Source organism: Streptomyces sp. NPDC059851, assembly GCF_042732005.1.
Taxonomy (GTDB): Bacteria; Actinomycetota; Actinomycetes; order Streptomycetales; family Streptomycetaceae; genus Streptomyces.
In genome coordinates this window covers 25,816-42,977 of sequence record NZ_JBHWJJ010000041.1, presented here as the reverse complement: position 1 = coordinate 42,977, position 17,162 = coordinate 25,816, and the positions used below count along the sequence as shown (strand labels likewise).

The 17,162-nt window shown below is 74.2% G+C and carries 16 protein-coding genes and 1 other RNA gene; 7 read left to right on the top strand and 10 right to left on the bottom strand.

Translation table 11 applies throughout. The features are described from left to right. Positions 1–89: 89 nt before the first annotated feature. Positions 90–860, bottom strand: coding sequence for an SDR family oxidoreductase (locus ACFV7Q_RS16895; protein ID WP_385429047.1), 771 nt, complete (start codon positions 858–860; stop codon positions 90–92). A 109-nt stretch (positions 861–969) separates the two neighbouring features. On the opposite strand from ACFV7Q_RS16895, the gene ACFV7Q_RS16890 reads away from it, so the two are divergent. Both ACFV7Q_RS16890 and ACFV7Q_RS16885 read left to right on the top strand, forming a co-directional pair. Continuing rightward, complete coding sequence (locus ACFV7Q_RS16890; protein WP_385429046.1) at positions 970–2,385, top strand: Bcr/CflA family efflux MFS transporter; 1,416 nt, start codon at positions 970–972, stop codon at positions 2,383–2,385. Between the two features lie 103 nt (positions 2,386–2,488). Continuing rightward, positions 2,489–3,499, top strand: a complete 1,011-nt coding sequence (locus tag ACFV7Q_RS16885; RefSeq protein WP_385429044.1) for a small ribosomal subunit Rsm22 family protein — start codon at positions 2,489–2,491, stop codon at positions 3,497–3,499. A 31-nt stretch (positions 3,500–3,530) separates the two neighbouring features. On the opposite strand, the gene ddaH is transcribed toward ACFV7Q_RS16885, so the two are convergent. After that, a complete protein-coding gene (gene ddaH / locus ACFV7Q_RS16880) occupies positions 3,531–4,361 on the bottom strand; it encodes a dimethylargininase (RefSeq protein WP_385429042.1) in 831 nt (276 codons plus the stop codon). A 109-nt stretch (positions 4,362–4,470) separates the two neighbouring features. Here ddaH and ACFV7Q_RS16875 point away from each other — a divergent pair, with 109 nt between their 5' ends. Next, a complete protein-coding gene (locus ACFV7Q_RS16875; protein WP_385429040.1) occupies positions 4,471–5,088 on the top strand; it encodes a TetR/AcrR family transcriptional regulator in 618 nt (205 codons plus the stop codon). 235 nt (positions 5,089–5,323) lie between these two features. Beyond that, positions 5,324–6,061, top strand: a complete 738-nt coding sequence (locus ACFV7Q_RS16870) for a bifunctional DNA primase/polymerase (RefSeq protein WP_385429039.1) — start codon at positions 5,324–5,326, stop codon at positions 6,059–6,061. Positions 6,062–6,247: 186 nt separating this feature from the next. Here the strand turns inward: ACFV7Q_RS16870 and yaaA are convergent, their stop codons facing one another. Beyond that, positions 6,248–7,048: a peroxide stress protein YaaA gene (gene yaaA / locus ACFV7Q_RS16865; protein WP_385429037.1), complete on the bottom strand. Its 801-nt coding sequence runs from the start codon at positions 7,046–7,048 to the stop codon at positions 6,248–6,250. Positions 7,049–7,167: 119 nt separating this feature from the next. Here yaaA and ACFV7Q_RS16860 point away from each other — a divergent pair, with 119 nt between their 5' ends. Continuing rightward, complete coding sequence (locus ACFV7Q_RS16860; RefSeq protein ID WP_385429035.1) at positions 7,168–8,616, top strand: RNB domain-containing ribonuclease; 1,449 nt, start codon at positions 7,168–7,170, stop codon at positions 8,614–8,616. Here ACFV7Q_RS16860 and ACFV7Q_RS16855 read toward each other — a convergent pair. Continuing rightward, positions 8,603–9,451 carry a hypothetical protein gene (locus tag ACFV7Q_RS16855; RefSeq protein WP_385429033.1) on the bottom strand — a complete coding sequence of 283 codons (849 nt, stop codon included), beginning with the start codon at positions 9,449–9,451 and terminating at the stop codon, positions 8,603–8,605. The genes ACFV7Q_RS16860 and ACFV7Q_RS16855 overlap by 14 nt on opposite strands. Then, a complete protein-coding gene (locus tag ACFV7Q_RS16850) occupies positions 9,448–10,188 on the bottom strand; it encodes a MerR family transcriptional regulator (protein ID WP_385429031.1) in 741 nt (246 codons plus the stop codon). The genes ACFV7Q_RS16855 and ACFV7Q_RS16850 overlap by 4 nt, the downstream gene beginning before the upstream one ends. Positions 10,189–10,264: 76 nt before the next feature. Between ACFV7Q_RS16850 and rnpB the strand changes: the two genes are divergently transcribed. Beyond that, positions 10,265–10,664: RNase P RNA component class A (rnpB, locus tag ACFV7Q_RS16845), an RNA gene on the top strand. 69 nt (positions 10,665–10,733) lie between these two features. Here rnpB and ACFV7Q_RS16840 read toward each other — a convergent pair. From ACFV7Q_RS16840 to ACFV7Q_RS16830, 3 genes are read right to left on the bottom strand one after another with little or no spacing between them, the layout of a single operon-like run. Beyond that, complete coding sequence (locus ACFV7Q_RS16840) at positions 10,734–12,041, bottom strand: bifunctional RNase H/acid phosphatase (RefSeq protein ID WP_385429029.1); 1,308 nt, start codon at positions 12,039–12,041, stop codon at positions 10,734–10,736. Further along, on the bottom strand, positions 12,041–12,784 hold the full coding sequence (locus tag ACFV7Q_RS16835) for a zinc ribbon domain-containing protein (protein ID WP_385429087.1): 744 nt from the start codon (positions 12,782–12,784) through the stop codon (positions 12,041–12,043). Before ACFV7Q_RS16835 ends, ACFV7Q_RS16840 begins: the two co-directional genes overlap by 1 nt. Beyond that, positions 12,781–13,638: a Nif3-like dinuclear metal center hexameric protein gene (locus ACFV7Q_RS16830; RefSeq protein ID WP_385429027.1), complete on the bottom strand. Its 858-nt coding sequence runs from the start codon at positions 13,636–13,638 to the stop codon at positions 12,781–12,783. The genes ACFV7Q_RS16835 and ACFV7Q_RS16830 overlap by 4 nt, the downstream gene beginning before the upstream one ends. A gap of 245 nt (positions 13,639–13,883) precedes the next feature. Here ACFV7Q_RS16830 and ACFV7Q_RS16825 point away from each other — a divergent pair, with 245 nt between their 5' ends. Continuing rightward, on the top strand, positions 13,884–14,981 hold the full coding sequence (locus ACFV7Q_RS16825) for a hypothetical protein (protein ID WP_385429025.1): 1,098 nt from the start codon (positions 13,884–13,886) through the stop codon (positions 14,979–14,981). Positions 14,982–15,058: 77 nt separating this feature from the next. Here the strand turns inward: ACFV7Q_RS16825 and ACFV7Q_RS16820 are convergent, their stop codons facing one another. Together ACFV7Q_RS16820 and ACFV7Q_RS16815 are read right to left on the bottom strand one after the other, a co-directional pair. Then, positions 15,059–16,000 (bottom strand): 3-oxoacyl-ACP reductase, encoded by a 942-nt coding sequence (locus ACFV7Q_RS16820; protein WP_385429023.1) that lies wholly within the window; start codon positions 15,998–16,000, stop codon positions 15,059–15,061. Positions 16,001–16,014: 14 nt separating this feature from the next. Continuing rightward, positions 16,015–17,094, bottom strand: coding sequence for a Zn-dependent alcohol dehydrogenase (locus ACFV7Q_RS16815; protein WP_385429022.1), 1,080 nt, complete (start codon positions 17,092–17,094; stop codon positions 16,015–16,017). Positions 17,095–17,162: the final 68 nt, after the last annotated feature.

Below are 17,162 nucleotides of genomic sequence, written 5' to 3'. Positions count from 1 at the left end.
GGCCGGCATCGCCCCCGGGGGGCGCGGGGAACTGCGCGATCAGCCACCCGGGCACGCACCCGGACTCATACCCCGCGGAAGCCCGCCGCTCAGCCGCGCCCGATGTACGGCATCGCGGTCGCCATCACCGTCGCGAACTGCACGTTCGCCTCCAGCGGCAGCTCCGCCATGTGCACCACGGTCCGGGCGACGTCGGCCGCGTCCATCACCGGCTCCACCGCCAGCTGCCCGTTGGCCTGGAGGATCCCCTGCTGCATCCGCTCGGTCATCTCGGTGGCCGCGTTGCCGATGTCGATCTGGCCGCAGGCGATCCGGTACGGGCGCCCGTCCAGCGACAGCGACTTGGTCAGGCCCGTCACGGCGTGCTTGGTCGCGGTGTAGGCGATCGAGTGCGGCCGCGGCACGTGGGCGGAGATCGAGCCGTTGTTGATGATCCGGCCGCCCTGCGGGTCCTGCTCCTTCATCTGCCGGAACGCCGCCTGCGCGCACAGGAAGGCCCCGGTGAGGTTGACGTCGACCACCGAGCGCCAGGCCTCGTAGGAAAGGTCCTCCAGGGGGACGCCGCCCGGGCCGAAGGTGCCCGCGTTGTTGAACAGCAGGTCGAGGCGGCCGTACCGGTCGCGGACCGTCGCGAACAGGGCGTCCACGTCGTCCGGTTCGCTCACGTCCGCCCGTACGCACAGCACGTCCGCGCCGGGTCCGGCCGCCTCGGCCGCCTCGGCCGTCCCCTGGAGCGGTTCGGTACGGCGGCCGGCGGCGGCCACCGCCCAGCCGGCGCCGGCCAGCGCCAGGGCGACGGAGCGGCCGATGCCGGAGCCGGCTCCGGTGACGAGGGCGATCTTCTTCCCACTTGCGTCCATGGGCCCGCAGGGTACGTCACATGCCGCGGGCGTCTACGGACGTTCCGCCAGCTGAGAGCATGGGGCGGCCAGGGGTGTGAAAAAACGACGAAAGAGACAGGAGTCCCGCATGCCGGAGACAGGCCCTGCGACGGCCGCTTCGCACGAGCCGTCGCCGAAGACGCGGTCCACCGCACCGAGCTCATCCACCCCTCAGGCCCCCTCCGGTTCCGCCCCCGGTTCCGCCCCCGGTTCCGCCCCCGGTTCCGCCCCGGTCCCGGCCCAGGCCCAGGCCGGGGCCGCGGACCGGGCCCCGGCCCCGCCGGCCGCCGCGCGCCGCACCGGGCTCCTCGTCACCGTCGTCCTGGGCGGCCTCAGCGCCCTCGCCCCGCTGTCGATGGACATGTACCTGCCGGCCCTGCCAGAGGTCGCCGCGGCCCTGCACAGCCCGGCCGCCACCATCCAGCTCACCCTCACGGCCTGCCTCGCCGGCATGGCGCTGGGCCAGCTCGTCATCGGGCCCATGAGCGACAAGTGGGGACGCCGCGGACCGCTGCTGGCCGGCATGGTCCTCTACGTGCTCGCCACCGCCGTCTGTGCCTTCGCCCCGAGCGCCGGGCTCCTGATCGGCTTCCGCCTCCTCCAGGGCCTGGCCGGGTCCGCCGGGATCGTCATCGCCCGCGCCATCGTCCGCGACCTGTACGACGGGGTCGAGATGGCCCGGTTCTTCTCCACCCTGATGCTCGTCTCCGGCGTGGCCCCGATCGTCGCCCCGCTCATCGGCGCCCAGGTGCTCCGCTTCGCCGACTGGCGAGGGGTCTTCGTCGTGCTCGCCGGAGTCGGCCTCGTCCTCACCCTGCTGGTGTGGCGCAGCCTTGGCGAAACGCTGCCGCCCGCGCAGCGGCACACCGGGGGTGTGCCGACCGCGCTGCGGACCATGCGGGGGCTGCTCGCCGACCGCGCCTTCGCCGGGTACACCCTGGCGGGCGGCTTCGCCTTCGCCACGCTCTTCTCGTACATATCCGCCTCCCCCTTCGTGGTGCAGGAGATCTACGGGGCCTCCCCGCAGACCTTCAGCCTGCTGTTCGGCCTCAACTCCGTCGGGCTGATCCTGGCCGGGCAGGTCAACGGCAAGCTGCTGGTCGGCCGGGTCAGCCTGGACAAGGTGCTGGCAGTCGGGCTCGCCGTCGTCACGGCCGCCTCTGTGGCACTGCTGCTGATGACCACGGGGGTGTTCGGGCGGGTCGGCCTCGTTCCGGTCGCCGCCGCGCTGTTCGTGCTGATGTCGGCGATGGGCCTGGTCCTGCCGAACACCAACGCACTGGCCTTGATGCGCACCCCGCACGCAGCCGGATCCGCCTCGGCCCTGCTCGGCACTGCTTCCTTCCTGGTCGGTGCGATCGCCTCGCCGCTGGTCGGGATCGCGGGCGAGGACACGGCCGTGCCGATGGCCGTGGTCCAGGTCGCCTGCTCGCTGCTCGCGGTGGGCTGCTTCCTCGGCATGTGCCGGCCGTGGCGCGGGCGCGGCGCGACGGGCGATGCCTGACCGGCGCGCGTCCGGCGGTGGGCCCGGGGTCGACTCAGGGCAGGGCGGGCAGGGCCCCGGGCGTGGCGTGGGGCCGGCACCCGGCGCGCCGTAAACTTCGCAGGTGAACGTCTCCGCCCCCACCACCGCCGAAGACCTCCGGTCCGCACTGGCCGGGCTGCTCGACGGGCTCCCCCCGAAGCAGGCCGCGGCCGCCGTCGAGCGGCTCATCGCCAACTACCGGGGGCGTACGCCCACCGATGCGCCCGTCCTGCGCGACCGCTCCGACGTGGCGGCGTACGCGGCGTACCGGATGCCGGCCACCTTCGAGGCCGTGCGGGCCGCCCTCGCCGGACTCGCGGCGGCCGCCCCGCAGTGGAGCCCGGCCTCGCACGTGGACGTGGGCGGCGGCACCGGCGCGGCGACCTGGGCGGTCGACGCCACCTGGGACGGCCCGCGCACGACCACCGTCCTCGACTGGGCGGAACCGGCCCTCGCCCTCGGCCGGGAACTGGCCGGAGCCTCCGGCTCGCCCGTGCTGCGCACCGCCGAGTGGCGGCGGGCCGTCATCGGCTCCGGGATCACCCTGCCCGAGGCCGACCTGGTGACCGTCTCGTACGTACTGAACGAGCTCACCCCCGAAGCCCGCCGGGCCGTGGTCGCCGAAGCGGCCCGGGCCGGACGGGCCGTGGTCCTGATCGAGCCGGGCACCCCCGACGGGTACCTGCGCATCCGCGAGGCCCGGGACCAGCTGATCGAGGCCGGGCTGCGGGTCGCCGCGCCCTGCCCGCACGACGGGACCTGCCCCATCGAGGTCGGGCAGGACTGGTGCCACTTCTCGGCGCGGGTCAGCCGGTCCTCGCTGCACCGGCAGGTCAAGGGCGGCTCGCTGGCGTACGAGGACGAGAAGTTCAGCTACGTCGCCGCGACCCGCTTCCCGGCGGAGCCGGCCCCCTCCCGGATCACGCGCAAGCCGCAGATCCGGAAGGGACTCGTCCTGCTGGACCTGTGCGGCCCGCAGGGCGAGGGGCTGACCCGGTCCACCGTGACCAAGCGCCACGGCGACCTGTACAAGGCGGCCCGGGACGCGGAGTGGGGCGAGCAGTGGCCCCCGACCGACGCCACGACCCCCTAGCTCCCCGCGGCCCCTGGCCGGCCCGCGGCGGCTACATCCGCAGCTCCTGGGTGCAGCACTTCACGCTGCCGCCGCCCTTGAGCAGCTCCCCCAGGTCCATCGGGACCGGCTCGAACCCGCGGTCGCGCAGGGGAGCCAGCAGCCCGGTCGCCGCCTGCGGGAGCAGGACGTGGCGGCCGTCGGAGACCGCGTTCAGGCCGAGCGCCGCCGCGTCCCGGTCGTCGGCGAGGAGCGCGTCCGGGAACAGCCTCCGCAGCACGGCCCGGCTGCCGGGCGAGAACGCCTCCGGGTGGTACATCACCTCGTCGCCGTCCAGCACGCACAGCGCGGTGTCCAGGTGGTAGTAGCGCGGGTCCACCAGGTCCAGGCCGATCACCGGGCGGCCGAAGAACTCCTGGGCCTCGTCGTGCGAGAGCGGGCTGGAGCGAAAGCCGCGCCCGGCCAGGATCCAGCTGGCGGTGACGGCGAAGTCGCCCTCGCCCTCGTTGACGTGCGAGGGCTCGTGGACGTCCCGGAAGCCGTGTGAGCGGAACCAGTCGAGGTGGATCTCCGCCTCGGGTGCCCGCTCCGGGTGGGCGAACCGGGCGCCGAGCACCCGGCCGTCGATGACGAGGGCACCGTTGGCGGCGAAGACCATGTCGGGCAGCCCGGGGTCCGGTTCGAGGGTCTCCACGGTGTGGCCGAGGGACAGGTAGCGGTCCCTGAGGTCTTCCCACTGGGCGTGTGCGAGGGGCAGGTCCACCGGTTTCGTGGGGTCCATCCACGGGTTGATGGAGTACGTGACCTGGAAGTGTGCCGGTGGGCACATCAGGTAGCGCCGGGGTGTGGCGTCTCTGCGCAAAGAAGGCTCCTCACGACTCACGGACTTGTGGAGAGAATCGTCCCTCCACCAAGGGGACCGTGCAGTGAACTGTCCGGGTGGTTTGCGGAATGACTCAAAGACGAGACGTTTCGGTTGGTAATTTGTCCGAATGAGCAGCAAGAACCCGGACGCGAAGGCCCCCGACGCCAGCCGCCGCAGCGACCGCTCGCGGCGCGCCATCCTCGACGCGGCGCTCGCCCTGGTCGGCGAGGTCGGTTACAACAAGCTGACCATCGAGGCCATCGCCGCCCGCGCGGGCGTCGGCAAGCAGACGATCTACCGGTGGTGGCCGTCGAAGGCGGCCGTCCTGCTCGACGCCTCGCTGGCCCTCGCCGGGGACGCCGGGACCGAGGGCGGCTGGACCGGCTTCCCCGACACCGGGGACCTCGCCGCCGACCTGAAGTACGTACTGCGGGCCACGGTGGACGAGTTCAACGACGAGAAGTACGCGGCCCCCGCGCGCGCCCTCACCGCCGCCGGGGCCACCGACCCCGACCTGGGCGCCCGGTTCACCGAGCAGCTCCTGGAACCGCAGCTCGCCCTGTACGAGGCGCGGCTGCGCACCGCCCAGGAGGCCGGCCAGCTCGCCGCCGACGCCGACCTCCGCCTGACCGTGGAAATGCTGCTCGGACCGCTCACCTACCGCTGGCTGCTGCGCACGGCGCCGCTGACCCACGCGTACGCGGACGCCCTGGTGGACGGGGTCCTCTCCGGCCAGCGGGCTTGAGCCACCCACCTCCGGTCGGACCGGGGTGGCGAAGGTCACCGCCGCCCCGACGGACCCCCACCAGCGGAAACAATCGCCCCGTTTGCATCCACATATGAGGATTTTCCTGCCGTTCGGCTGCCGTTCGCACAGTCTTCACCCCCACCCCCCGGTGGGGGAGAGCGGTCATCCGGACCTCAGGATGGTGGGACGATGTGAGGGTCTGCCGGTGGCCAACGGTGAGGTGAGGGGATAGATGGGGTCCGAGTCCGGCCGCGTCAAACGCGGCGAGCAGAGCAGGATTTCGCAGTGGCTGCGCCGGCGCTCGAAACCCTCGCCCGAAGACCCCGCCCGGGTACGCGAGGAACTGCTGCTGTCCGTCGCAGCCGCCGGCCTGCCGCTCGCCCCCGCCGCCCATCCCGCCGGCTACCGCTGCTCCTGCGACCGCATCGGCTGCCCCACTCCCGCGCGGCACCCCCTCTCCTTCGCCTGGCAGACCCAGTCGACCACCGACCGCGCGCAGATCGAGCGCTGGGCCCGCAACCAGCCCCAGGCCAACTTCATCACCGCGACCGGCATGCTCCACGACGTCCTGGACGTCCCCCTCGAAGCCGGGACCCGCGCACTGAGCCGCCTCCTCGACGCCGGCATCGACGTCGGTCCCGTCGCCGAATCGGGCGGCACGGGCGACCAGGCCCGCATGCTCTTCTTCACCGCGACGCGCGGCACCCCCGAGGACGAGGACGAGTGGTGGCCCTGCGAGCTGGACTGCCACCCCGAAACCATGGACGAGCACCCCGGGCTGCGGTGGCACTGCCGGGGCAGCTACGTGCTGGTGCCGCCGGCGGCGCTACCGGGGGACCGTGCGGTGACCTGGGTCCGGGGCATGGAACACGCCCTGCCGGATCCCCTCACGCTCCTGGAAACCCTGACGGACGCCTGCGCCGAATACGCCGGCTCCACCGAAGCCACCCCCTGGCCCCTCCACCACTGACCCCCGGCGCGGTCGACGCCGCGCGGGCTGGATTTTCCGGCCTCGCCGGCGCGGCGTTCGAGGCGCTGGGGTCTGGGGGTGGAGCCCACAGCTTCGGGAAGGGGCGGGGTGGGGAAGGGCTCCGCGCAGCGGCACACACCAGCACCCGCACCCGACCCGCACCCGGCGGCCGACGGGAACGGGCGGTCAGTGGATGTGGGTGACGACCACGTCGAGGGACCACGGCCCGCCCGGCTTCGCAGGAGCCTTGACCTCCACGGTGTACCCCAGATCCCGCAGGGCGGTCACCAGGTCCGCCGGCCCAGCCGGCACAGCCCCCGCCACCATCAGGTCCCGTACCAGCCGCCCCTTCGTCGCCTTGTTGAAGTGGCTCACCACGGACCGCTTCTCGACCCCGTCGACGACCTGCGCGTGCAGCACCCGCACCGTCGCCGTGCGCCCCGCGGTCCGCCCCTTCGGCTTCCACGCCGCCGCGTACGCCGCCGACCGCAGGTCGAGGACGAGCCCGTCGCCGGCGGTTTCGGGCATGACCTCCGCCATCGACGCCCGCCAGTACGCGACGAGCGCCCCCAGCCCGGGCAGCTTGACGCCCATCGAGCAGCGGTAGGAGGGGATGGCGTCGGTGATCCGGACCGCGCCCCACAGCCCGGAGAACACCAGCAGTGACCGTTCGGCGAGGGCGCGCGCCCCGTCCGGCAGGTCGGCCAGGCCCAGGGCGTCGTACAGCACGCCGGTGTAGATCTCCCCGGCCGGCCGGGCGGCGGCGGACCGCAGGCCGGCGTTCTTCGCGATCTCGCCCCGCAGCCCCTCGCTCAGCCCCAGTACCTCGCGGGCTTTCAGCTCGTCCGCCGAGCACAGGTCGACCAGCTCGTCGAGGACGGCCGCCCGCGCCTCCGACAGCCCCGGCAGCGACAGCGTCCCCGGGTCCAGGGGTGCGCCGGAGCCGCCGGCGGCCTTTCCTTCGGACGGCGGCAGCAGCACGAGCACGGTGGTTTCTCCTTCTTCGCGTACGAGCGCGGGGGTGCGGCCCCGACATGCCAGCCTAGGCCCTCCCGAACGGACCGCCCCACCGTGCCGGGGGGCGTGCGCCGCCCTACGCTCGGGGCATGCGACGCCGCCCGATGCACCTGTCCGATGCGGCCGAGGCCGCGCTGCGCGCGGCCCTGCAGAAGCTGCGGACGGCGCTGCAGGTCCCCGCGGAGTTCCCCGCGCCCGTGCTGGAGGCCGCCGATGCCGCCGCAGCCGCGCCGCGGCTGCCCGACGAGGACGCCACCCACCTGCCGTTCTTCACGATCGACCCGCCGACCTCGAAGGACCTCGACCAGGCCATGTACCTGGAGCGGCGGCCCGGTGGCGGTTTCCGCGTCCATTACGCCATCGCCGATGTGGCCGCTTTCGTCACGGCCGACGACGAGTTGGACGCCGAGGCCCACGAGCGGGTGGAGACGTTGTACTTCCCCGACGGCAAGGTGCCCCTGCATCCGCCGGTGATCTCAGAAGGTGCGGGCAGCCTGCTGCCGGGGCGGGACGTCCCCGCCCTGCTGTGGCAGCACGACCTCGACGGCGACGGTGAGGTCACGCAGTCCCACGTGCGCCGCGCGCTGGTCCGCAGCCGGGCCAAACTGGACTACGCGGGCGTCCAGCGGGCCATCGACGCGGGCACGGCCGAGGAGTCCGTCGCCCTGCTGCGGGAGATCGGCACGCTGCGGGAGGCCGTCGAGGCCGCGCGCGGCGGTATCTCGCTCCCCCTGCCGGACCAGGAGGTCGCCTTCGAGGACGGGTCGTTCCGGCTGAGCTACCGGGCGCCGCTGCCCGTGGACGGCTGGAACGAGCAGATCTCCCTCATGACCGGTATGGCCGCGGCCCGGATCATGCTGGACAGTGGTACGGGCATCTTGCGGACCCAGCCGCCGGCGCCGAACCACGAGGTCGCGCGGTTGCGCCTGATCGCCCAGGACCTGAACATCGACTGGCAGCACCACGTCTCGTACGCGGACCTGATCCGCCGCCTCGATCCGCAGGACCAGAAGCACGCGGCCTTCCTCCACGAGGCCACCGGTCTGCTGGAGAAGTCCGTCTACACGCCCTTCCGCGACCACCGCCTGCCCGAGTTCACGCTCCACGCGGCGATCGCGGCGCCGTACGCGCACTGCACGGCTCCGCTGCGGCGCCTCGTCGACCGGTACGCGGGTGAGCTGTGCGTGGCCGCCTGCGCGGACCAGGCCCCGCCGTCTTGGGTGCTCGCGGCCCTGGACGGGCTGCCGGACGTCATGGCACGGGGGAAGGGGGGCAAGGTGGACCGGCGGTCCGTGGACCTGGTGGAGGCGGCGGTGCTCATGCACCGGGTGGGCGAGGTCTTCGACGCCACGGTCATCGACACCGACAAGGAGCTGGACAGGCCGCGAGAGGGCAAGGTGCACCTGGCGGACCCCGCCGTGCTGGGCAAGGTCAGATCGGCCGCGGCCCTCGTGCTCGGCGCGAGCGTCCGGGCCACCCTCAAGCGCGCCGACCCCGGCCACTCCGGGGAGGACAAGGTCCTCTTCACGGTGCCGTAGCAGCCTCCCTGCCGGCCCGTACCGCCGCGACGAGCGCCGCCGGGTCGTCGGCGTGGAAGCGCAGGCCGGAGGCCTCACCGCGGGCGCCGAGGGGCCGGACGAAGGGCAGCGGCCGGACGAGCTCCACGGTGACCGTGGTCTGGCTGCCGACGATCAGGTCCAGCACGCCGTCCTCGCCGAGCCGTACCAGCCGGCCTTCGGGGTAGCGCCGGTCCACCCGGATCGAGGCGATCGCCCCCGCGGGGACTTCCAGGTCGAACAGGGCCCCGTAGCGCAGCCGCAGGGATCCGTCGCCGCGGACGACGTGAGGCCGGGTCACGCACGCCGCGTGCAGGGCGAGGACCAGCAGCACCCCGTACACGTCCAGGACGAGCAGCACCCGGTGCACGGCCGGCCACGGGATGACGAGGGCCAGCACGACGGTCTCGACGACGGACACGAACAGGAAGCCGTACATCATGGCGGTCTGGGGCCCGGTGTAGCGGGCGGCGAGGTCCCCGGCCCCCACCGCGTGCGGCGGGCGGCGCAGCGCCCACCGCACGAGCGAGGCCGTGGCCCGCAGTTCGTGCAGCAGCAGCCGGCTCGCGGCGACGGGCACCACGGCCCGCACCGCGGCCCGCCACGCCCCGCCGCGCGCGGCACCGCGGGCGCGCTCGGCCGCGTACAGGGAGCGCAGCACCCACGCCTCGAACAGCAGCACCGCGGTGACGATGACCTCGGCCACGGCGACCACCCGGCCGGGCGGCCGCACCCCGGCGGTGAGGAGCAGCACCAGCAGCAGCTCGCCCGGTATCACCGCACCGGCCGCGATCCGCGCCGCCCGTACCCGCCTCATGCCCGTCCCCTCTCCGTGAACGCCTCCATCACCAGCCGTACGACCTCCGCCTGCGCCGGGGCGTACTCGGCGAGCAGGGCTTCCGCGAAGCCGGGCGCGACGGCCGCCCGGCCGCCCTCGGGGATCGCCTCGAACACCTCGTCGGGGACCGCCGCGACCAGCTCGGCGGCGAGCGGGGCGATCCGCGGGTCGTCGACGGACGCGTCGGCGAGGTCGTCGAGGCGCCGGTACAGGTCGAGGACGGCCGGGTCGGCGGCCAGCGCGCCGAGCGCGGAGTACAGCTCGGCCCCGCCGGCGCCCGCCGTGTCGAGCAGGGTCAGGTGCTCGCGGTCCAGCGCGGCCGACGGCGACCCGGTCCCGGGTGCCTTCGCGAGCAGTGCGGCGAGGGCCGGGGAGACGGGCTCGGTCGCGCCGGGCGGGGCGGCCCGCAGCGCGGCGAGCCGGCGCCGGCGTTCCCGGAGGGCGGCCTCCTGCCGGGCCAGGTCGGCGTCGAGCTCCTCCAGGACCTCCGCCAGGTCCCGCCCGGCGTCGTCCGCGAGGACGTCGCGGACCTCGTCCAGGCCGAGTCCGAGCTCCGTGAGCCGGCGGACGCGGGCGAGCAGCACGGCGTCGCGGACTGTGTACGCCCGGTACCCGTTGGGGCGGCGCTGCGGTTCCGGGAGCAGGCCGACGTGGTGGTAGTGCCGGATCGCGCGGGTGGTGACCCCGACGAGCGTGGCGATCTCTCCGATCCTCATGCGGCCAGTAGAAACCCTGCCGTTGCGGCAAGGTCAAGCGGTGCCGCGTCGGCGGGTAGCATGGTCCTTCGCAGAACGACGCCGGCGGACGGCCGCGTCGGGGCTCCGGCCCCGCCGAGGAACGTCCGGGCTCCACAGGGCAGGGTGGTGGGTAACGCCCACCCGGGGTGACCCGCGGGACAGTGCCACAGAAAACAGACCGCCGGGGGCTTCGGCTCCCGGTAAGGGTGAAACGGTGGTGTAAGAGACCACCAGCGCCTGGGGTGACCCAGGCGGCTAGGTAAACCCCACTCGGAGCAAGGTCAAGAGGAGTCGTCTCCGGACGGCTCTGCGCGGACGATCGAGGGCTGCCCGCCCGAGTTCGCGGGTAGACCGCACGAGGCCGGTGGCAACACCGGTCCTAGATGGATGGCCGTCTCCCCGGCGACCGCGAGGTCACCGGGTGACAGAACCCGGCGTACAGCCGGCGTCGTTCTGCACCGGATTCGGTTCGGGCCCCGCACGCGTGTGTGCGGGGCCCGAACCGTCTTCCGAGGCGTGTCGCGTCACCGCAGGTGGGACGTGTCGTTCAGCAGGCGCACCGAGGCGTTGCCGTCGGCGTAGTACGCGACCGCGGTGAGGGAGGCCGCGGAGAGCTCCATCCGGAAGAGGGACTCCGGCGGGGCGCCGAGGGCCAACCGTACGAGGATCTTGACGGGGGTCACGTGGGTGACCAGCAGCACGGTGCGGCCCGCGTGTGCGGCCAGCAGCCGGTCGCGGGTGGCCGAGATCCGGCGGGTGGCGGTCGCGAAGCTCTCGCCTCCGCCGGTCGGGGCGGCCTTCGGGGAGTCCAGCCAGGCCTGGAGGTCTTCGGGGAACCGCTCCTGCACCTCGGCGAAGGTCAGACCCTCCCATGCCCCGAAGTCCACCTCGCGCAGGCCCTGTTCGACGGTGACGTGGAGCCCGAGGCGGTCCGCCACGGTCTGCGCGGTCTCGCGGCAGCGGCGCAGCGGGGAGCTGATGACGGTCTGGATGGTGCCGCGGGCCGCCAGCGCTTCGGCCACGGCGTGGGCCTGGCGGCGCCCGGCCGGGGAGAGTTCGGGGTCGCTGCCGCCGCTGCCGGAGAAGCGCTTCTGCGGGGTGAGGGCGGTCTCACCGTGGCGGAGCAGGACGAACGTGGCCGGCGGGCCCATGTCCGAGCCCCAGCCCTGGGTTCCGCCTCCGGCCGGTGTCGCGGACGGCTCGGCGGGCACGGACGGCCCGGCGGGCACGGACGGCCCTGCAGGCGCGGGTGCGGGAGTCGTGCCGCTCGTCGGGGCCGGCACCGTCGCGGTGAGTGCCGCGCGGACCGCGGCGGCGCCGGCCACCGCGTCACCGGGCGGGCCGGACGGGGGCGGGGTGGCCAGGGCGCGGGCGGCGGACGTGTCGAGGGCGGCCGTGGAGGCCGACGGCTCCCACTGCCGGCCCTGTCGGCCGGCGTCCATCGCCTCGTTGGCGAGCCGGTCCGCGTGCCGGTTCTGCTCGCGCGGGATCCACTCGTACGCGACCTGCGCGCGGGGCAGGATCCGCGCCGCCTCAGCGGCGAGCGGCTTCATGTCCGGGTGCTTGATCTTCCAACGGCCCGACATCTGCTCGATGACGAGCTTGGAGTCCATCCGGACCTCGACCCGCGCGTCGGGGTCCAGCTCGCGGGCGGCCGTGAGGCCGGCGATGAGCCCCTTGTACTCCGCCACGTTGTTCGTGGCGATGCCGATGTACTCGGCGCGCTCCGCGAGCGTCTCGCCCGTCTCCGGGTCGAAGACGACCGCGCCGTAGCCGGCGGGCCCCGGGTTGCCCCGGGAACCGCCGTCCGCCTCCACGACCAGCCGCGGCATCAGATGCCCGAGTCCGCCGTACGGACCAGGATGCGGCCGCAGGAGTCGTGCCGGACCACCTGGTCGCGGGCCGCGGCCTTGATCTCGTTGATCTCGGACATGTCGAGCTCCAGGCGGCAGCCCTCGCAGCGGCGCTGGTAGAGGCGGGCCGCGCCGATGCCGCCCTGCTTCAGGCGGATCTTCTCGTACAGGGCCATCAGGTCGGCCGGCATGGACGCGACGATGACCTCGCGGTCCTTGGTGGCCTTCGCGGTCTCGGCGTCGAGTGCGCCGGTGGCCGCGTCGCGGCGGGAGGTGGCGTCGGCCAGCTTGGCCTCCAGGGCGGAGAGGCGCTCGGTGTTCTCGGTGACCCGCTCCTGGGCGGCCTCCAGGCGCTCCATCACCTCCAGGACGACGTCCTCCAGGTCGGCCTGGCGCTTGGCGAGAGAGACGACCTCGCTCTGCAGGTTCGACAGGTCGCGGGCCGAGATGCCGACGCCGGAGTCCAGCCGCTGCTGGTCGCGGGCCGCGCGCTGGCGGACCTGGTCGACGTCCTGCTCCGCCTTGGTCTGCTCGCGGGCGGCGTCGCTCGCCTGCGTCTGCGCCGCCACGAGCAGGTCGCGCTGCTGGCTCAGGTCCTTGGTCAGGGAGTCGACCTCGGCGTGCTCGGGCAGCGAGGAACGCTTGTGGGCGAGCTGGGACAGCCGCACGTCCAGCGCCTGGACGTCGAGGAGTCGGATCTGGTCGGCGGGCTCGGCGTTCAGTTGGGGGCTCCAGGGGTAGTCGGGGAGTCGGCGGACGGCGCGTGCGCCGTCCAGGGGTCGGTGACGGTGCGCGAGACGTGGGTGCGCAGGCCCCAGCCGTGGCGCTCCGAGACGGCGTCGAGCTGGGCCGCGGCCTGCTCGCACCAGGGCCACTCGGTGGCCCAGTGGGCGGCGTCGACGAGGGCGAGCGGGCTCTGCTCGCGGGCCTCCGAGGCCGGGTGGTGGCGCAGGTCGGCGGTGACGAAGGCGTCCACGCCGGCTTCCCGGACCTGCGCGAACAGGCTGTCCCCGGAGCCGCCGGAGACGGCGACCCGACGGATCGTCATGTCCGGGTCGCCGGCGACGCGGATGCCCTGTGCGGTCCGCGGCAACCGGGCGGCGGCGCGGGCGGCGAATTCGCGCAGCGTCTCGGGGTGGTCGAGTTCGCAGATCCGGCCGAGGCCGCGACGGCCCTCGGGGTCGGTCGGGTCGGGCACGAGCGGGCCGGTGATGCGCAGGTCGAGGGCGCCGGCGAGGGCGTCGGAGACGCCGGGGTCGGCGGTGTCGGCGTTGGTGTGGGCGACGTGCAGCGCGATGTCGTTCTTGATGAGCGTGTGCACGGCGCGGCCCTTGAAGGTGCCGGCCGACACCGTGGTGGTGCCGCGCAGGTAGAGGGGGTGGTGGGTGACGAGCAGGTCGGCGCCCAGCTTCACCGCTTCGTCGACGACCTCCTGCACCGGGTCGACGGCGAACAGGACCCGGGCGACCTCGGCGTCGGGGTCGCCGCAGACGGTTCCGACCGCGTCCCACTGCTCGGCCCGCGAGGGGGGCCAGAGAGCGTCCAGCGCGGCGATGACTTCAGAGAGACGTGGCACAGGCCAAGGCTACCGTCCGTGCGGGAGGGCGGGAGTCCGCCCGTCCGGGCCCCCGGCGCGGCCTAGGCCCGCCCCCCGCCCGTCCCCGCACGCACCGGTTGCGCGCACGGCCACCGCACACGCACACGCTCCCCCTCCACCACGGCAGAACCGCCGGGCGGCCACCCGTATGTGTGAAGCACCGGGGGTCGCGTTGTCCGCCCGGAAGGGCGAAAACTAGCTTCCTCACCGGAGGTGACGCACGGATGACTGTCTGTGCCATCGAGATCACGACGGCTGCCCCGTTCACCATCGCCGCAGACGGGTCGTACGCTGCCCGGCTGGCCGGCACCGGCGAGGCGCGCTACCCGGAGCGCTGGACCCTGGCGGGCCCGGAGCCGTACGCGGTGCCGCTGCCGCTGGCCCAGCCCGAGGAGGCGGACAGCGAGGTCCTGCCGTTGACCGACGGGCGGGTGCTGATCCACCGGCGGGTCGCGCAACGGCACGCCTTCTCCCTGCTGTACCCGACCGGCAGCGCCGGGGCCGGCTGGCGGACCGGGGAGCTGCCGCTGGGCTCGGTGGAGCCCGCCGGGGCGGGCGTACGGGTGTCCCTGCTGCCCCCGTCCCCGGACGGGCGGGGTGCCTTCGCCCTGGCCTCCTCGGACACGGAGACCACCGTCTGGCGGGCGGCCGGCGGCCCCTTCGGGCAGGTCGCCCGGATCCCGGGCCGGTGCACGGGCGGCGTCTGGCTGGACCGCGGCGGGCGGATGCTGGCCCTGGACCGGGAGCTGGACGGCATCGTCAAGACCGTCGCGGTCGACCTGGCCGGGGGCGGGGCGGCCTCCCCGCTGCTCCAGATCGCGGACGGCAGCAACGACCGGCTGCTGCTGGCCGCCCCCGACAGCGGGCTGCTGCTGATCCGCTCGGACGCCCCCGGCACGCCCCGCCTGGGCTGGGGAGTCCTGGGCAGCTCCCTGCCCGTCCGCTTCCCGGAGTGCCTGCGCGGCGATGCGGCCGTCCCGTTCGCGGTCCAGCCGGGCCAGGCCCTGATGCCGGAGACCTGCGCGGTCGCGCTCCGGCGGGAGGACGGCGCCCTCGGCCTGTGGCGGCCCGCCGACCGGCGCGTCTTCCGCCTCCCCGCGCCCGCCGGCTGGCTGGGCACCGGGCTGTGGAGCCCCGAGGGCCGGCTGCACCTGCCGTACTCCACCCCGGAGGTGCCGTGCGGGATCGCCGGGCTGACCATGCCGGAGGCGCCACCGCCCCCGGTCCGGCTCGACCCGCAGCCCCCGGCCGCGCCCCGCCCGGTCCCGCTCCAGCAGGCACCCCTCCTCCAGCCACCGCTCCAGCAGCCCGCCCGGGTCTGACCGCGGGTACGGGTCGGTCCCGGGCGGTGCCGGGTGGGCCGCGGGGTTCCCCGCCGCGGGGTTCCCGGACAGAGCAGCTAGCCGTGCCCGAGGCCCAGCACCTCGGCCGCGGCGAAGGTCTCGTTCGCCGGGCGCCCCGCGTAGTGCGGGGTGAGGAGGGCGTCCAGCTCTTCGTACGAGAAGGCTTCCTTGGCGGTGTCGAACTTCGCCGCCACCTTCGGGCGTTCCATCACGGCCACCATCCCGCCGTGCACGACGAACAGCTGCCCGTTGACGCCGACCGCGGCCGGCGAGGCCAGGTAGCCGACCAGCGGGGAGACGTGCTCGGGGGCCAGCGGGTCGAGCCCGCCGTCCTGCGGCTCCCGGAAGCCGGCGAAGACGTCCTGCGTCATCCGGGTACGGGCCCGGGGGCAGATGGCGTTGGCCGTCACCCCGTACTTCGCCAGGGCCAGCGCGGTCGAGGTGGTCAGGCCCACGATGCCGCCCTTGGCCGCGGCGTAGTTCGGCTGGCCGGCCGAGCCGCCGAGGAAGGCCTCGGAGGAGGTGTTGACGATCCGGCCGTGGACGGGGCCGCCGGCCGCCTTCGACCGCTCGCGCCAGTGCACCGCGGCGAAATGGGTGGTGTTGAAGTGGCCCTTGAGGTGGACCCGGATCACCGAGTCCCATTCCTCCTCCGACATCGAGAACACCATCCGGTCGCGCAGGATGCCCGCGTTGTTGACCAGGACGTCGAGCTTGCCGAAACGGCTCACCGCCAGCTCGACGAGCCCGCGCGCCTGCCCGAAGTCGGCGACGTCGCCGGTGTGCGCCACCGCCTGCCCGCCCGCGGCCCGGATCTCCTCGGCCACCTCCTGTGCGGGCCCGGCGGAGGCCTCGCCGGATCCGTCGCGACCGGGTCGCCCGTAGTCGTTGACGACCACGCTCGCCCCGAGTCGGGCCAGCTCGACCGCCTCGGCCCGGCCCAGCCCGCGGCCGGCGCCGGTGACGATGGCGGACAGTCCCTCCAGTGGGAGCGTCATGTGCGGGGTTCCTCTCAGATGTCGATGCAGGTGCGTAGGGCGGTCCCGGTGCGCATCTGGTCCAGGGCGTCGTTGACCTCACCGAGCTGCACCCGGTGCGTGATCAGGCCCGCCAGGTCCACCCGCCCGGCCCGCCACAGGGCGATGGTCCGCTCGTACGACCGCAGGACGTCCCCGCCCCCGTACATCGACGGCAGGATCTTCTTCTCGTCGAAGAACAGCGAGAACATGTTGATCGAGTAGGTGTCGTCGAGGGCGCCCGCGCCGACCACGACGACCGACCCGCCGCGCCGGGTCATCGCGTACGCGGTCTGCACGGTGGCGGACTTGCCGACGACCTCGAAGACGTAGTCAAATCCCTCGCCCGCCGTGATCCGGGTCCTGGCGTCGGCGAAGGCCTCCGGCGCGACCGCCTCGGTCGCGCCGAACCGCAGCGCCGCCCCGCGCCGGGACTCCACCGGGTCGACGGCGACGATCTGCGCCGCGCCCTGCACCTTGGCGCCCTGGACGACGGAGATGCCGACGCCGCCGCAACCGATGACCGCGACCGAGGATCCCGCCTCGACCCGGGCGGTGTTGATGGCCGCGCCGAGCCCGGTGGTGACGCCGCAGCCGATCAGGGCGGCGATGTCGTACGGCAGGTCGTCGGGGATCTTCACGGCGCAGGCGGCGGGGACGACCATCTCCTCGGCGAAGGTCCCGGTGCCGGCGAAGCCGAAGACGTCCCCGCCGCCCGCGCGGCGGAAGTTCGGGGTGGCGGCGTTCCCGAAGGCCTCCAGGCACAGGTGGCCCTGGCCGCGCCTACAGGCTGCGCAGTGCCCGCACGGCGGCAGCCAGCAGACGAGGACCCGGTCGCCGATGGCGTGGGTGGTGACCCCGTCGCCGACGTCGACGATCTCGCCGGAGCCCTCGTGCCCGGGGATGAACGGCGCGGGCTGCGGCAGGACGCCGCTCATCGCGGAGAGGTCGGAGTGGCACAGGCCGGTGGCCCTGATCCGGATCCGCACCTTCCCGGGGCCGAAGCCCGCGGCCTCCATGTCGTCGACGACTTCCAGCTTGTCCTGGCCTATCTCGCTCTGCAGCGCTGCGCGCACGGTGCGGCTCCTCGGCTTCGGGCTTGGCGGGCTTGGCGGGCTTGGCGGGTTTGGGGCTGAGCGTCGTT

Coding starts and splice junctions, on each gene's coding strand:
- ACFV7Q_RS16895 (WP_385429047.1), bottom strand. CDS start 860: ATGGACGCAAGTGGGAAGAAGATCGCCCTCGTCACCGGAGCCGGCTCC.
- ACFV7Q_RS16890 (WP_385429046.1), top strand. CDS start 970: ATGCCGGAGACAGGCCCTGCGACGGCCGCTTCGCACGAGCCGTCGCCG.
- ACFV7Q_RS16875 (WP_385429040.1), top strand. CDS start 4,471: ATGAGCAGCAAGAACCCGGACGCGAAGGCCCCCGACGCCAGCCGCCGC.
- ACFV7Q_RS16870 (WP_385429039.1), top strand. CDS start 5,324: ATGGGGTCCGAGTCCGGCCGCGTCAAACGCGGCGAGCAGAGCAGGATT.
- ACFV7Q_RS16860 (WP_385429035.1), top strand. CDS start 7,168: ATGCGACGCCGCCCGATGCACCTGTCCGATGCGGCCGAGGCCGCGCTG.
- ACFV7Q_RS16855 (WP_385429033.1), bottom strand. CDS start 9,451: ATGAGGCGGGTACGGGCGGCGCGGATCGCGGCCGGTGCGGTGATACCG.
- ACFV7Q_RS16850 (WP_385429031.1), bottom strand. CDS start 10,188: ATGAGGATCGGAGAGATCGCCACGCTCGTCGGGGTCACCACCCGCGCG.
- ACFV7Q_RS16840 (WP_385429029.1), bottom strand. CDS start 12,041: ATGCCGCGGCTGGTCGTGGAGGCGGACGGCGGTTCCCGGGGCAACCCG.
- ACFV7Q_RS16825 (WP_385429025.1), top strand. CDS start 13,884: ATGACTGTCTGTGCCATCGAGATCACGACGGCTGCCCCGTTCACCATC.
- ACFV7Q_RS16820 (WP_385429023.1), bottom strand. CDS start 16,000: ATGACGCTCCCACTGGAGGGACTGTCCGCCATCGTCACCGGCGCCGGC.